14 protein-coding genes are annotated in these 14,332 nt (G+C 63.4%); 3 read left to right on the forward strand and 11 right to left on the reverse strand.

The genetic code is table 11. The features are described from left to right. Window positions 1-62: 62 nt before the first annotated feature. From AC6H4Z_RS13925 to AC6H4Z_RS13965, 9 genes are all read right to left on the reverse strand, one after another. Window positions 63-989, reverse strand: a complete 927-nt coding sequence (locus AC6H4Z_RS13925) for a bifunctional riboflavin kinase/FAD synthetase (RefSeq protein WP_497542558.1) — start codon at window positions 987-989, stop codon at window positions 63-65. Next, window positions 982-1,851, reverse strand: a complete 870-nt coding sequence (gene truB / locus AC6H4Z_RS13930; protein ID WP_497542559.1) for a tRNA pseudouridine(55) synthase TruB — start codon at window positions 1,849-1,851, stop codon at window positions 982-984. The genes AC6H4Z_RS13925 and truB overlap by 8 nt, the downstream gene beginning before the upstream one ends. Continuing rightward, window positions 1,832-2,233, reverse strand: a complete 402-nt coding sequence (gene rbfA, locus AC6H4Z_RS13935) for a 30S ribosome-binding factor RbfA (RefSeq protein WP_497542560.1) — start codon at window positions 2,231-2,233, stop codon at window positions 1,832-1,834. Before rbfA ends, truB begins: the two co-directional genes overlap by 20 nt. Before the next feature lie 6 nt (window positions 2,234-2,239). Further along, on the reverse strand, window positions 2,240-5,062 hold the full coding sequence (gene infB / locus AC6H4Z_RS13940) for a translation initiation factor IF-2 (RefSeq protein WP_497542561.1): 2,823 nt from the start codon (window positions 5,060-5,062) through the stop codon (window positions 2,240-2,242). Further along, complete coding sequence (locus AC6H4Z_RS13945; protein ID WP_497542562.1) at window positions 5,059-5,394, reverse strand: L7Ae/L30e/S12e/Gadd45 family ribosomal protein; 336 nt, start codon at window positions 5,392-5,394, stop codon at window positions 5,059-5,061. Before AC6H4Z_RS13945 ends, infB begins: the two co-directional genes overlap by 4 nt. 9 nt (window positions 5,395-5,403) lie before the next feature. Beyond that, on the reverse strand, window positions 5,404-6,750 hold the full coding sequence (gene nusA, locus AC6H4Z_RS13950; RefSeq protein WP_497542563.1) for a transcription termination factor NusA: 1,347 nt from the start codon (window positions 6,748-6,750) through the stop codon (window positions 5,404-5,406). A 75-nt stretch (window positions 6,751-6,825) separates the two neighbouring features. Further along, the gene (gene rimP / locus AC6H4Z_RS13955; protein WP_497542564.1) at window positions 6,826-7,281 is read right to left on the reverse strand and encodes a ribosome maturation factor RimP; all 456 of its coding nucleotides are present in this window, start codon (window positions 7,279-7,281) and stop codon (window positions 6,826-6,828) included. A 244-nt stretch (window positions 7,282-7,525) separates the two neighbouring features. Further along, window positions 7,526-8,230 (reverse strand): Ig-like domain-containing protein, encoded by a 705-nt coding sequence (locus AC6H4Z_RS13960; RefSeq protein WP_497542565.1) that lies wholly within the window; start codon window positions 8,228-8,230, stop codon window positions 7,526-7,528. Between the two features lie 331 nt (window positions 8,231-8,561). After that, window positions 8,562-9,266, reverse strand: a complete 705-nt coding sequence (locus AC6H4Z_RS13965) for an Ig-like domain-containing protein (RefSeq protein WP_497542566.1) — start codon at window positions 9,264-9,266, stop codon at window positions 8,562-8,564. A 321-nt stretch (window positions 9,267-9,587) separates the two neighbouring features. Here AC6H4Z_RS13965 and AC6H4Z_RS13970 point away from each other — a divergent pair, with 321 nt between their 5' ends. Together AC6H4Z_RS13970 and AC6H4Z_RS13975 are read left to right on the forward strand one after the other, a co-directional pair. Next, window positions 9,588-10,388 (forward strand): hypothetical protein, encoded by an 801-nt coding sequence (locus tag AC6H4Z_RS13970; RefSeq protein ID WP_497542567.1) that lies wholly within the window; start codon window positions 9,588-9,590, stop codon window positions 10,386-10,388. Then, window positions 10,385-11,419 (forward strand): S41 family peptidase, encoded by a 1,035-nt coding sequence (locus tag AC6H4Z_RS13975; protein WP_497542568.1) that lies wholly within the window; start codon window positions 10,385-10,387, stop codon window positions 11,417-11,419. Before AC6H4Z_RS13970 ends, AC6H4Z_RS13975 begins: the two co-directional genes overlap by 4 nt. On the opposite strand, the gene AC6H4Z_RS13980 is transcribed toward AC6H4Z_RS13975, so the two are convergent. Together AC6H4Z_RS13980 and murA are read right to left on the reverse strand one after the other, a co-directional pair. Next, entirely contained in the window at window positions 11,400-12,122 is a 723-nt protein-coding gene (locus AC6H4Z_RS13980; RefSeq protein WP_497542569.1) for a purine nucleoside phosphorylase YfiH/LACC1 family protein, read from the reverse strand. The two genes, AC6H4Z_RS13975 and AC6H4Z_RS13980, sit on opposite strands and share 20 nt — an antisense overlap. Then, window positions 12,119-13,417 (reverse strand): UDP-N-acetylglucosamine 1-carboxyvinyltransferase, encoded by a 1,299-nt coding sequence (murA, locus tag AC6H4Z_RS13985; RefSeq protein ID WP_497542570.1) that lies wholly within the window; start codon window positions 13,415-13,417, stop codon window positions 12,119-12,121. The genes AC6H4Z_RS13980 and murA overlap by 4 nt, the downstream gene beginning before the upstream one ends. Before the next feature lie 237 nt (window positions 13,418-13,654). Here murA and AC6H4Z_RS13990 point away from each other — a divergent pair, with 237 nt between their 5' ends. Beyond that, window positions 13,655-14,242 (forward strand): DUF948 domain-containing protein, encoded by a 588-nt coding sequence (locus AC6H4Z_RS13990; RefSeq protein ID WP_497542571.1) that lies wholly within the window; start codon window positions 13,655-13,657, stop codon window positions 14,240-14,242. Window positions 14,243-14,332 lie beyond the last annotated feature (90 nt).

Here is a 14,332-nt window from a genome sequence, read left to right on the forward strand (position 1 = left end):
GCGGGAAAGGGGTGGTTGTCTTTCAGTGAAGCTTCACAAGAGCCTTTAACGTTAACTGGCCCTTAGGCTTGGGTCAACGCAAGTCGCGCGGCAGCGGCGTCTCGACCGAGCTGTGCTTTCAGGGCGTCGAGGCCGTCGAATTTTACGGTGTCCCGGAGGCGGGCCACCAGCTCAATCGACACTGCCTCGCCGTACCAATCGCCACTCACATCGAACAGATGAACCTCGAGCGTAGGCGTGAAGTCGCCGAAGGTGGGACGTGGGCCCAGGTTCATCATACCGCCGAAAACGCCACGCGTTGTTTGGGCGCGAACAGCGTATACACCGACTGGCGGAAGAAGTTTGCGCGCGGCGGATACCGCAATATTCAGCGTCGGATAGCCGATGGCGCGGCCGCGCTGATCGCCGGGCACGACCGTTCCGCGAAACCCGTAGGGACGCCCAAGGGCGCGTCGCGCCCGCTCCAGATCGCCGTGAGCCACCGATGTGCGGATGGCACTCGATGAGATCGGTGCACCGGCAGCATCGAGCGTGGGCGGAACCACATCGACTGTGAATCCGCGACGCGAGCCAATCTCGGAGAGAATGTTCGCGTCGCCCTGCCGGCCGCGGCCGAGGCCGTGGTCATAGCCAATGACGAGCTCGCGCATGTGGTAGCGCCGCTGCAGTAGCTCGACGACGAACTGCTCGGCGGAATACGACGCCAGCGTTTGCGTGAATGGCAGAACGACGGTGAGCAGCGGTCCGCTGTCAGCCAGAGCGTCTCGCTGTTCGGCATCCGGCGTCAGCAGCATCGGCGCGGCGGACTGATTGACGACCTCGAGCGGATGCGGGCTGAACGTGACGAGCAGTCCGGGCAATCCGGCTGCAGTTGCCCGCTCGCTCACGCGCCGCAGGATGTCCCGGTGGCCAAGGTGGACGCCGTCGAACGTGCCGACGGTTATGACCGATCCAGCCGCGAGCTGCGGAAATCCGTCGTCGTCACGCATCGCGAAAGACCGCTTTGGGGCGGAGCTGACCGTCGCGCGTATCGGCGATGGCAACCAGCTCTCCCAGAGCGTCCACGAGCGCGACACGCGGTCCCTCGACGCGCGGCGCAATACCATTTCCGTGCGTCACGCGTCGCAGGTCGTCGCCGTCGAGAGCTTGCACCGGGAGATCGGGAATCGCGGCGGTGAGGGGACGCTGGAGGCCAGCGCCATTCTCGATGTCGGACATCGACGACGCTTCAGCGACCGAAAACGGGCCGGAATCGGTGCGCCGCAGTTCAGCGAGGTGTCCGGCGCTGTTCGTGAGACGTCCCAGATCGCGAGCCAGCGCACGAATGTACGTGCCCCCGCTGCACGTGATCCGAGCGTCGAGTCGATTGCCCTGGCGACTCGTGATGGTCCATCCATGGACCGTGATGCGAACCGGCTCGAGTTCGAGCGGCATTCCTCGTCGCGCGGCATCGTAGGCGCGTGTCCCATCCACCTGCTTCGCGGAATAGTTCGGAGGCAGCTGGTCGATGACGCCCGTGAGTTGAGCGATTGCTAAATCGACGGCCGCGTCGGTCGGCAGCTCCGCCGTGCGCGTTACAGTGCCGGTGCGATCGTCCGTGTCGGTCTCGGTGCCGAGCTCAATGGTGGCTTCGTACACCTTGGGCTCACCGGGGACGAACGGAATTAGTCGCGTTCCGCGACCAAATAGCACGACCAGGAGTCCGGTCGCAAACGGGTCGAGCGTTCCAGCATGTCCCACGCGCTTGGTGCGAAGTGCGCGACGAACGATGGCGACAACGTCGTGCGACGTGATGCCCGCCGGTTTATCGACGAGCAGCAGACCGCTCGACTCAGTGGCCGGCGTCGCCATCCGCGCCATCCCCGGGGTCCTTCGGCGGTTGGGCGTCTTTGATCTTTGCAAGAAGGTCCTCGATGCGGGCCGCGCGAGCGATGCTCTCATCGGGCTTGAACGTGATCTCGGGAGCGAGCCGGAGCCTGAGCGCGCGGCCTACACGCGATCGAAGGTGCAGAGCGACGCTGTCCAATCCCTCATACGTCGCGCTGCGTTCTTCGTCCGTCCCCATCACGCTGACGAACACCTTGGCCTGACGAAGGTCGCGGGTCACCTCAACGCCGGTGACCGTGACCATGCCCTTGATACGCGGATCCTTCACGTCTTCGGCCAGGAACGTCGCAACTTCTTCACGGATGCCGGCCGCCACGCGGTCTGCGCGGCGATTGTCAGGAGGCATCGCGGCTCAGGTCGACGCGGTCGACTCGAGCGTACGCGCGACCGATTCGGTCCGGTAACACTCGATGATGTCGCCCACCTTGAGATCGTTGAAGTTTTCCACGCCGATACCGCACTCGAAGCCTTCGCGGACTTCGCGAGCGTCGTCCTTGAAGCGCTTGAGCGACGAGATCGTTCCGTCGAACACTTCGACGCCATCGCGAACGACACGCACGCGTCCCTGTCGGTTGATGATGCCGCTGCGAACCGAGCAACCGGCGATCGTTCCGATACGAGAGATCTTGAACACGTTGCGCACTTCCGCTTCGCCGAGCACGACTTCGCGTTCTTCCGGACGAAGCATGCCTTCCATTGCCGCGCGAACGTCGGCGACCGCTTCGTAGATGATGCGATAGAGCTTGATCTCGACGCCTTCACGCTCAGCGGCCGTACGGGCGTTATTGTCCGGACGCACGTGGAAGCCGATGATGACCGCGCCAGCCGTGCGCGCGAGCAGAATGTCGCTCTCGGTGATTGCGCCAACGCCGCGGTGAATGACCTCGACCTTGACCTCGCCAGTCGAGAGACCAATCAACGCGTCGGCCAGCGCTTCCGCCGGACCGCCCTGGTCAGCCTTGATGACGATGTTGAGCGTATGCGCAACACCAGCGGCTGCCTGCGCCATGAAGTCTTCGAGCGTGACGCCACCGCGCGTTCCGCGACGACTCTTCGCTTCGCGATCGAGACGTTCGCGTCGCTGCGCAACCTCGCGTGCGGCCGCCGCGTCCTCGACGACGAGCAACTGATCGCCCGCCATTGGAACGCCCTGGAAGCCGAGGATCTGCACTGGGATTGCCGGGCCAGCCTTCTTGACCGGCTTACCACGTTCATCGAGTAGCGCGCGAACGCGGCCGGAGTACATGCCGCAAATGAAGTCGTCGCCAACGCTGAGCGTTCCGTTCTGGACTAGCACCGTCGCAACCGGGCCCTTACCGGCGTCGAGCTGTGCTTCGACCACGGTGCCCTGGGCACGGCGATTCGGATTCGCCTTGAGGTCGAGGATTTCCGCCTGGAGGAGAATCTGATCGAGGAGCGTGTCGACGTTCGTGCCCTTCTTCGCCGAAATCTCGGTAGAGAGCGTGCTGCCGCCGAATTCCTCGAGCACGACGCCGTACTGCAGCAGCTCCTGCTTGACCTTGCCAGGATTCGCCTGCGGCAAATCGATCTTGTTGATCGCGACGATCAGCGGCACGCCGGCGTTCTTGGCGTGCGAGATCGCTTCGATCGTCTGCGGCATGACCGAGTCATCCGCGGCGACGACGAGAACGACGATGTCGGTCACCTGCGCACCGCGCGCACGCATGGCCGTGAATGCTTCGTGGCCAGGGGTGTCGAGGAACGTGATGAACTTTCCGCTCGGCAGCGATACGTGGTACGCGCCGATGTGCTGCGTAATACCGCCCGCTTCACCCGCGACGACGTTCGCCTTGCGGACGTAGTCGAGCAATGACGTCTTACCATGGTCGACGTGACCCATGATCGTGACGATCGGCGGACGCGGTGACAGATCTTCGGGTGCGTCCACCTCGGCGGTCGTGACGCCTTCCTCGGCCTGATACGCATCTTCACGCACGGCTTGGAAGCCGAACTCGCCGGCGATCAACTCGATCTGATCGAAGTCGAGACGCTGATTGATGGTGACCATCAATCCGAGATTCTTGAACGCGAACGCGACGATTTCCGTCGCAGCGATCTTTAGAATCTGTGCAAGTTCGCTGACCGTGATGAATTCGTTGACGCGAACGGTCTTGCGCTCGCGCTCGGCCTCGGCCGCACGGGCGGCTTCGAGTTCCTCGCGCGATCCACGTCGGAGATCGCTGGAGCTTCGTCGCGACGGCGCACCGCGCAGGGTGGCCATCGTTTTCGAGATGTTCGCATCCACCGCTTCCTGATCGACCGCTCCGCGCTTGCCCTTTTTGCGACGACCACCGCGATCGGCGACGCCACCGGCTGCGCCACCACCGCCGCCCTGGTTGCCGCCACCACCGCCCTGTCCACCGCCGCCGCCGCCACCACCACCCTGACCACCACCGCCACCGGGACGGCGATCATCGCGACGCGCCATTCCGGGACCGCCGCCAGGAGCGGCAGACGCGATAGGACGCGGCGGGAAACCACCGCTGCTCGCGACAGGTCTGGGGCGCGGAGCCCCAGGCGTGATCGGTCGCGGACGCGGACGTTCCGGTGTAGCCGGATGCGAATGCGTTGTCGGCGCCGGACGCGGACTCTCGCCAGCGGGCGACGACGGACGCGCCGCCTCTGCTTCCGCAGCGCGCGCCTCGGCGCGCTCGGCGGCGATGGCGGCAGCAGCTGCTTCGGCCTGCGCGCGAGCGGCTTCTTCGGCGCGCATGACTTCGATGCGCGCGGCTTCGAGGCGAGCCTGTTCGGCGGCGATCGCTTCCTGCTCGGCGGCGTAGGCGGCTGCCGCTTCTGCGGCTGCTGCAGCGGCTGCGGCCTGCTCTTCGGCGGCGGCTTGAACGTCAGCGGCCTTACGGCGACGGCGGACGGGTTCGCCGGCGGCGCCGGTAGCGGCAACGTCCACCGGCTCTGGCACCGGCTCCGGCGCGGGCGCCGTGCGACGACGACGCGCGGTCGGTGCGGGAGCAGTCTGCTTCTCGGCGCGGGCGCGCTTCTCACGCTCCCAACGCGCGCGGATGCGAGCGACCTGGTCGTCGGTGAGCATACTCATGTGGCTACGAATGGGAATGTCCATTTGCCGAAGAAGGGTGACCACTTCTTCGGCGGACACTGCGAATTCGTTCGCCAACTCACTGACTGAAAGCTTGCTCAAACATCCTCCTCATGTGCCTTAGGACGGCTCGCCGTGGCAGCCTCGCGGAGGCCGGCAGCTAACTGCCGGTCCACGACGCCCACAACTGCCGTTTGATCACGTCCGACGGCCGCGCCTAAGTCGGCCGCGGACGGAACTTCTATAAACCTAACCCGCCGTGCATTGAGCAGCGGAACGATCTTATCCAAGCTGTTCTGCGACGCGTCGGCGGCAACGATCGCGAACACAACTTTGTTCGCTCGCGCCTCTACGCGCACCTGGTTTACACCTACGATTACCCCGCGCCCTCGTATACCGAGACCAAGCAACCGAAAGACGCGTTCCAGATCCACGAATACTCGCTATGCGGCCGAATCGCCTTCCCCACTACGGCCCGATTCCTCGTTGCTGGAATCTTCGGTGGTGAGTTCGTCGATCATGGCCATGATTCGATCAGCCTCTTCCGGCGCAATACCAGGAAGCTTGAGGAAATCCTCGCGATCGAGATCGATGATGTCGTTGAGCGTGCGATATCCGGCATCCTCGAGCACCGCTACCGTTGCCGGCGGCATGCCGCCGATTTCCGTCAGGCGAACATCCGCCATTTCCTCTGTTTCTTCTGGAAGCGGAGCGAAGATCTGCGATTCGGCGCCGCCGCGTTCCATCCATTCACGACTCGAGTACAGATCGATCTTCCAGCCGCTGAGCTCAGAAGCGAGCCGCACGTTCTGCCCGTTGCGTCCGATGGCCAGCGAGAGCTGGTCTTCGTCGACAACGGCCTGAATCGTCTTCGTTGCCGGATCGCTGAACACGCGAGCCACCTTGGCCGGCGCGAGCGCGAGCTTGGCGAAGCGCTCTGGATCGGGCGACCACGGCACGATGTCGATGCGCTCGCCATTCAACTCGTTGACGACGGCCTGCACGCGCGAACCCTTGAGTCCGACGCAAGCGCCCACCGGATCGATTGAATCGTCGCGCGAGAACACGGCGATCTTGGTGCGGCTGCCGACTTCGCGAGCGGCCGCGCGGATCTCCACGATGTTCTGCTGGATCTCGGGGACCTCGAGCTTGAACAGCGCCTTCACGAAGAGCGGGTCGCCACGGCTCAGAATGAGGCGCGGGCCCTTTGGCGTTTCCTCGACGCGCTTGAGAACGGCGCGAATGGGTTCGCCCTGATGGTAGTGCTCGCGGTGATTCTGTTCGCGATACGGAATGATTGCTTCCGCTTCACGGAACTTGTTGAGCATGACGACGAGTTTGCCGCGTTCGATCTGCTGCACTTCGCCGGAAAGCAGATCGCCGACGCGCGTTGCGAACTCGTCGCGAATGCGTGTGCGCTCGCCTTCGCGGACTCGTTGAATGATGCGCTGCTTGGCGGCCTGCACTGCGGCGCGTCCGAAGACCGCGAAGTCAATCGGCTCTTCCATGACGTCGCCGGCTTCGAAGCTTTCGTCGAAGGTCTTGGCGTCCTCGATGGAGATCTGATTGCTCGAGTCTTCGACGACTGCGACGACCGTTTTGAGGAGGACGATGCGAATGTCGCCCTTGCCGTCGTCGATGTTGACTTCGGCCTGCACGTTGGGTCCGTACTTCTTCGCGAGGGCGGCAAGAATGCCGTCCTGGAGCAGTGCGTACAGTTCCGCGCGATCGAGCTGCTTGGTATTCGACACCTCGCGAAACGCGGCGAGAATCTCTGCAGAACTGACCATCCAGAACCCCTCGTGTTTATGCGTCGTCCGGCGCGCGGAACGTCCTCCGCGGGCCATTCAACCGATTGTTTCGATTTACAGATGAAACGCTAGCCGCGCCTCCTTGACGTCAGCCAGCGGGATGCGACGCTCGGCGCCTTTCTTCGGCACCAGCACCGCGACTTCCGACCCCGACTCGCCTTCAACTGCCAGGATTTTTCCTTCGATCCTGCCCCCGTGCTCAGGAGCGAGCACGTTTGCCCATTGCCCGACGAACCGCTGCCAATCCGCCGTGGTACGCAGAGGCCGCTCACCAGGAGACGACACCTGCAACACGTACTGCGGCGACACCAGGTCGCTTCCGTCCAAACGCGCCTCGAGTACGCGCGAAGCCCGTGCACAGTCGTCGACCGTGACGGGCGCAGCATCGCGCCGATCGATCCGGATCTCGATGAGTGGCCGCGCTTTTGTCCCACCGCGCCGCAGCTCCACAAGATCGAACCCTACCGCGTCAAGCTCAGAAACTACAACATCTTCCAGCGCGTCCTTCACATCCAGTCGAGGAAGTTGTCAAGAACAAAAAAGTGTGGGGAACCTCCCCCACACTTCACGCGCGGCCACAAGTACCGCGCAGCAGAAAAAATGTAGACCGGTCGTACCAGTCCGTCAAGCGAGCAGGACGGGAGCTACTACGAACGATCAGTCTTTAAGTCGATCGAACGCTCATGGAAGCTGCCCGCTCGACACCAGTCTTTCGGCGTCGAGCGAGCCACTGCCATTGAGCTACAGCAATAACTCAGTTGGCGGTCACCGTAAAGGTCACTGCCGCCGCTCCTGGCGACGCCACCGTCACAGTATACACCGCTGCGCCTGCGCCAGTCGCCAGGGTCACCTGGGAATGGCCAGTGGCATCGGTCGTCGTCGTCGTCGCGCTAAGCGTACCGGCCGACGCGGCCCACGTCACCGTGGCGTTGGCAACCGGGTTGCCTGCGAGATCTTGAATCAGCACCACCATCGGAGCACTCGTTGCGCCCGCGGCGATCGACTGCGCATCACCACTCGTCTTGGTGATCGTGGAGGTAATTACACCAGCCTGTCCAGATGCCGTGATGAGCACAGACGGACCGCCGGCGATCGATGCACGAAGCGTGTTCTCGCCAACTGCCGGGCCGAGGGTCCAAATCACGGACGCGTTTCCATTCGCATCGGAGATCGATGCGGCCGAGCTGACCGATCCGCCACCCGTGACGATTTCCCACGTGATGATGGAGTTCTGTGCCGGATTACCGTTGCGATCAACGACGTGCACGATGATCGGATTTGGCAGCGGCTGCCCAACCGTTCCAGTCTGTCCGTCGCTGCCGGCGTTCACCGAGATGCCAGAAGCAAGGATTACTACGGCGTTGAAGTCGTTGTTGTCGCACGCCGCGCCGCCCAAAAGGAGCGCGCCGCTCAAGGCACCAATAAGCCAACGTGAATTGCGAGTGCTAAACTGCGGCATTGTCACATCCCCTCCCCAATGGTCCGAAATCGTTCATTGCACACGTGTCGCGTGCGGATCGGCCATTCGTATTGCGTCGGACGTGCCACCCGATCGTCACAGAGCAGGCTGAACGCGTTTAATGACAACGCGTTGCGGGCACAGGCGGATGCGCAATCGACGGGGATTGGGCGCGCGAATTTCGCCCCGAACGTCGGGGCGCGCCACAGCATCGATTGTGAGAGATCGCTCACGACGGTGAGCGCGGTTGGCGGGACACGTTCGTAGAGGAGGTGCGGCTCGCTCGAGGAACCACATCGAGCGAGCCAACCTCACTAGTGTCGCTTCGTGATCAAGTACCAGTCACGGAGAAACTCACCGGCGTTGCCGCGCCACTGCTCGCGGACACCGATGCTGCTCCGGGGACTGCGTTCGTGGTCAGCGTCACCGACGCCTGACCATTCGCATCGGTCGTCGACGAGGCTGCGCTCAACGTGCCGCCGCCCGTCACTGCCCACGCGACGGTCGCGCCGGCAACAGGATTGCCGAACTGATCAACCAGCGTCACCACCATCGGCGCGCTGATCGTTCCGGCGAGCACTGATTGATTGTCGCCGCTTGTCTTGTTGATCGTTGCGAGCGGTCCTGCCGTTGCCGTGGCGGTGATCGTAACCGACGCGCCCGTTGCGATCGCTGCCCGCAGGGAATCCACGCCGACGGCGGGTCCAAGCGTCCACGTCACCGACGCGTTTCCAGCTGCGTCCGTCAGACTCGTGGCTGAGCTCACTGAACCGCCGCCGGACACAATCGTCCAACCGACCACAGCATTGGCGAGTGAGGCACCATTCTGATCTGAGACGTGTACTACAATTGGCTGAGCGAGGGCCTGACCGGCGATGCCGGTTTGTCCATTGCTGGCCGCGCTTACCGAGATGTTGCTCGCAACCAGCACGAGCGAGTTGGTGATTTTGTCGTCGCAGGCAGCGCTGCCCAGAAGGAGCGCACCGCCCAATGCGGGTACAAGCCACCGCGTGAAACGAAAGCTACGTTGCTGCATGTTTACTACTCCTCCGTACTGCGACTGTCAGTTGTTGGCTTCTGCACGCCGTGTCGACGTGCGCATCGGCGTCGGTCTATTGCGTTCGATGTACCACGCCGATCGATACGAGCGGGCTCAAGCCGCAAATCCTACCTTTTGACCTAGAGCGAGTCGCTTCAGCGATCTCGAGCATTGACGAGGCGAACGCTTCCTCGTCTTGACGGCAAGACCCCCCGCACGTCTCTTCGCACCACCCACCATTGCTCCGCTGTTCGGCGAACGAGCCAGGTTGTTCCCACCACTGCTCGTGGCGCCTTTAGTATTTCCTCATTAGGGCAGATGTTGATGTTCAATTGGCGACGATCGGTCGCGCCGCTGACGGCGTGCCTCTGTGTGCTAGCCGCGCGTGTAAGCAGCGCACAAAGCGGGACGAGCCCCTACTCCTCGTCCTTCACGATCACGAACGGCCTTGCGTCGAATTCACACGTCGATCTCAACGCCTCACCGCTGACATTCACGGGCCTCGGGTACAACCTGGGTCTCGGCATGCGCCGCGGGTTCGGGCGTTGGAGCTTTGCAACGACATTCGACGGCGCGCACGGCTCCTACACGACTCACCTCACCGCCGGCACGCCGGCCCGAGAGACGTCGTTCGACGGCCGTCTGGCGCTCAGTCTCGTTCGTGAACTCGGTGCAACACCGGGCCACGGTTTCGGCGTCGGACTCTTTGCTGATGCGAGCGGCGGGCTGCTTCGGCATCAGTACGCGGATCCCGGCGCGACAGTCTCAGACTACGTGCACGGCGTCGTGTCGCTCGGACCGCAGGTCACGTGGGGCAAGGCGATCGGCGACGGCCTCGCGCGCGTCGACATTGGTGCGCCAGTCGTTGGGTTCGTGCATCGGCCCTATGCCGACACGAGACAGGAGCGTCCCGCACCGACGTTCTCGTTCGCCTCACCGAGCTCACTGCGCGCCGTCAACGCCGGCGTGAGCTACGAGTCGTCGGAACGCCGCCGACTCGGTTTGTTCGCCGCCTATCGCCTTCGCGCGATGGATCTCACCGAACCGCAGGCGTTACGCTCGGTGACGAACTCGTTCTCGCTCGGCATTGTCGCACGCTTCGGCCGGGGGAAGCCATGAAGCTGAAAGCCCTGATCGCCGCGACGCTCGCCGTCGCGAGTGCAGCGTGCAGCGACACGATCCTCGGCCCGCCACCGTCGACCGATCGCACCGCCGTCTTTGAAGACGTGTGGCGCGAGTTCGATTTGCACTACTCGTTCTTTCAGCTGAAAGGAATCGACTGGACAGCCGTTGGCGCGAAGTATCGCCCACAGGCAATCGCGGCAAAGTCGGATATCGACTTCGCGGTGGTCGTGTCGAAGATGCTCGCCGAACTGCATGATCCGCACGTGTCGCTCACACCGTTTGGGCCGGGCAGCACGATGCGGTACATCTCGCCGTACGATACCGCGGCGATGTACTACAACGCCAACACCACCATGCGTCGGTACATCACCTCGGGATCGGTGACGAGCGGCGGCCACATTCGCTACGGCCGGGTGGGAACCAACGGCGGCTACGCCGTGATCGAGAGCTTTCTCGGCGACGGTTGGGCCGGAGAGATGGACGAAGTTCTCGACAAACTGAAAGACGTTCATACCATGGTGATCGACGTCCGCAACAACAACGGCGGAAATCGAACGCTGGCAATCGACATTGCTGGACGCTTCACCGACAAATCGAAGACGTTCGGGTATCTGCGCATTCGAAATGGCTCAGGCCACGGAGACTTCACCGACTTCATTCCGGCCGAAGTGGTTCCACGCGGTCCGCGCCAATTCACCGGACCGGTGTACGTGCTGAGCAATCGTCACGACTTCAGCAGCGCCGAGGATTTCGTTCTCGCGATGCGCGGAACGGGCTCGGCCAAGATCGTTGGCGATACGACGGCAGGCGTGACGGGCGGACCGATCGTGCGCGAACTCGCGAACGGTTGGACGTACGAGTTGTCGCAGTGGATCGAGTACACGGCCGACAAGAAAACCTTCGAGGGCGTTGGACTCGCACCGGACGTTGTCGTCAAGTCGAGCGCGGCGCTCATGCGCGCGGAAAACGATCCAGCGCTCGAGCGCGTACAGTCGATGGCGTCGCTCAGCTCTCCAGGTCGCTGATCAACACGCCGAGCTGGCGACCCCCGTCGCCGGCTCGGTGTGAGAAAAACCGATCGTTGTTGCACCGAGTACACGACGCGCTCGTGGTGATCTGTCTGACGCCACGAGCGTTTGCGTGTTCGGCAATGAGCGCGCGCAGATCAATCGTCGTGGGTTTACCGGGGTTTGATCCGGTGAGCTCGGCATAGACGTCGGCGCTGACTTCGTAGCATGCACCGCAGATCGCTGGTCCGGTGTGTATCAGCAACTCATCGGCGGGAAAGCCGCGCGCACCGAGCGCGTCAATCGCTCGCTCGACGATTCGCGCCGCCGTTCCACGCCACCCCGAGTGTAGTAACGCGATGGCGCCCGCCGGATGCGCGACAAACACGGGGACGCAGTCCGCAACGGTCACGGCGAGCGCAGTTCCTCGATCGACAGAGATGTGCCCGTCGGCTGACTCGCCCCTCAGCCAGCCAGCCCATCCCGGCTGGTGAATGAGGATGTTTGAACCATGAACCTGAATGGCCGTTGCGAGACGCGAACCTCCTGTGCTGAGTTCGCCGCGTAGCGCTGACCATCGCCCCATGACGACGCGAACTGGCTCGTCGCTCGCTGTCCCGAAGCTTCCGACCTGTCGAGTCGTGGTGAACGCCCGCATGCCGAACGCGGCGAGTCCGGGCACGACTTCGGACTCCGCCGCGATGCTGCCCCCTGCGCTCACGAGCCGCGTCGCTCTTCCACGCGCTCGACGTTCGCGCCAAGTGCGCGCAGCCGCTCGTCGATTCGTTCGTAGCCGCGCTCGATCTGGCCGACGTTGTTGATCGTGCTTTCGCCTTCGGCGCACAGCGCGGCAATGAGCATGGCCATTCCGGCGCGAATGTCGGGAGACTCGACCGAACTTCCGCGCAACTTGGATGGTCCGCTGACGAGTGCACGGTGCGGATCGCAGAGCACGATACGTGCGCCCATTCCGACAAGCTTGTCGACGAAGAACAGTCGCGACTCGAACATCTTCTCATGGATGAGAACGAGTCCCTGACACTGCGTCGCCGTGACGAGCGCGATGGACATGGTGTCGGCCGGGAACGCCGGCCACGGCTGGTCTTCGAGCTTGGGAACGTGACCGCCAAGGTCGCTCTGAATGACCTTCTCCTGCTCGGCCGGCACGACGAGGTCCTGGCCGTCGATTACGCACGACACGCCGAGTCGAGCAAAGCCCATGAGCGTGGAGCGAAGGTGCTCGACACCGGCGTCGGCGATGCGGAGCTGCGACGACGTGACGGCGGCGAGTCCGATGAACGATCCGACTTCAATATGATCGGGACCGATGCGGTGCGTGGCGCCACCGAGCTGTCGACCGCCGTTGACGGTGACCTTGTTCGTGCCGATCCCGTCGATCTCGGCGCCAAGCGCGACGAGGAAGTGACAGAGATCCTGCACGTGAGGCTCGCTGGCAGCGTTGCGCAACACCGTGGTGCCCTTGGCGGCAACCGCAGCCATGAGCGCGTTCTCGGTGCCGGTGACGCTCGGCTCGTCGAGGAACACGTCGGCGCCACGAAGACCGGGCGTCGACAGGTGAAAGCTGTCGTTCAGCTCGAACGACGCACCGAGGCGTTCGAGTGCGAGAAAGTGCGTATCGACGCGGCGGCGTCCGATGACGTCGCCGCCGGGCGGTGGCAGTTCGATTTCGCCGCAACGAGCCAGCATTGGCGCGGCAAGGAGAATCGACGCGCGGATCTTTCGGCAGAGATACGGATCGAGCTTGTCAGCGCGGACCGTCTTGGCGTGAATCTCGAGCGTATTTCGTCCGCTCCAGTTCACGTTCGCGCCCGATGAAGCCACGAGCTCGACGAGTGTCTCGACGTCGCGGATACGCGGGACGTTTTCGAGGGTGACGGGATGTTCGGTGAGCAGGGCTGCGCACACAATTGGCAGTGCGGCATTCTTATTTCCGGAGGGGCGAATCGTTCCGGAGAGTTTCCTTCCCCCTTCGACGACGAACTGCAGTGCGCTCATGTGCGGGCGGTAAATGGTGCGAATGTGAGAATCCGCGAAGAATGAACGACCTCGTGAGTCGCGGTCAATGGGAAGGCGCACAATCCATGCTGTCGTTGAGCGTTGGCTTGACACTCGCGCCGAACCCAGGATAGGATCCGGCCGAGTGGTTGGCCCCGCCTTTGCAAAAAATCGTGGGTTCAACGCCGGCCCATCAGAGGCCGAGCGACGCACCATTTCCCATCGAGGCCTTTCGCGATGCCGAGCGTGTTGCAACAGATCACCGAGGTTGCGACGATCCTCATCGCGCTTGCGCTCCTCGTGCTAACGGTCGTCGCGATCCCGATCGCGTTTGAGCTCAGAAAGACCCATCGGCGCGTCCAACAGCTGCTCGAGCGGACGCACGACGACATCGCGGGAATCGTTCGCAACACCAGCCGGGTGAGTGAGAACGTCAGCTTCGTTACCACGGCGATACGCAGCGACGTGGACAAGGTGAACGCCGCACTGCACGATGCGAATGAGCGGGTTCAGGAGGCGATGTCGCTGGCCGAACAGCAGATCAGCGATTTCAACGCGCTTCTATCCGTGGTCCGCCAGGAAGCAGAGCACCTGTTCGTCTCCACGGCATCGACGGTTCGAGGAGTTCAACGGGGCGCGCAGGTGTTTCGCCGTCGTGGTGGGATGGACCTTGCGTCTGACGAGCTCGATGCGGCCGAGGTGGCCGACGACATGATGACTCAGGAGGAAGGTGATGGCCACGACAGCAGCTCCGAATCAGCCGCGCAGGCGCTCCCAGCAGCCCCGCGCGTCCGTCCGCGTCCGGGAAGCCGAAGGCGGGCATGAGAACGAATACGATCTCCTCACGGCGGCGCTGATCGGCGTCGCCATCGGCGGCGGGTTGCTGTACATGCTCCGCCGCGGACCGTCTGGGCG

The organism is Leucogemmata humicola, from assembly GCF_055379415.1.

What these genes read in the sequence shown, in the direction of transcription:
- AC6H4Z_RS13925 (WP_497542558.1), bottom strand. Translation starts at nt 989, where the DNA reads ATGCGTGACGACGACGGATTTCCGCAGCTCGCGGCTGGATCGGTCATA.
- truB (WP_497542559.1), bottom strand. Translation starts at nt 1,851, where the DNA reads ATGGCGACGCCGGCCACTGAGTCGAGCGGTCTGCTGCTCGTCGATAAA.
- rbfA (WP_497542560.1), bottom strand. Translation starts at nt 2,233, where the DNA reads ATGCCTCCTGACAATCGCCGCGCAGACCGCGTGGCGGCCGGCATCCGT.
- nusA (WP_497542563.1), bottom strand. Translation starts at nt 6,750, where the DNA reads ATGGTCAGTTCTGCAGAGATTCTCGCCGCGTTTCGCGAGGTGTCGAAT.
- AC6H4Z_RS13960 (WP_497542565.1), bottom strand. Translation starts at nt 8,230, where the DNA reads ATGCCGCAGTTTAGCACTCGCAATTCACGTTGGCTTATTGGTGCCTTG.
- AC6H4Z_RS13965 (WP_497542566.1), bottom strand. Translation starts at nt 9,266, where the DNA reads ATGCAGCAACGTAGCTTTCGTTTCACGCGGTGGCTTGTACCCGCATTG.
- AC6H4Z_RS13970 (WP_497542567.1), top strand. Translation starts at nt 9,588, where the DNA reads ATGTTGATGTTCAATTGGCGACGATCGGTCGCGCCGCTGACGGCGTGC.
- AC6H4Z_RS13975 (WP_497542568.1), top strand. Translation starts at nt 10,385, where the DNA reads ATGAAGCTGAAAGCCCTGATCGCCGCGACGCTCGCCGTCGCGAGTGCA.
- murA (WP_497542570.1), bottom strand. Translation starts at nt 13,417, where the DNA reads ATGAGCGCACTGCAGTTCGTCGTCGAAGGGGGAAGGAAACTCTCCGGA.
- AC6H4Z_RS13990 (WP_497542571.1), top strand. Translation starts at nt 13,655, where the DNA reads ATGCCGAGCGTGTTGCAACAGATCACCGAGGTTGCGACGATCCTCATC.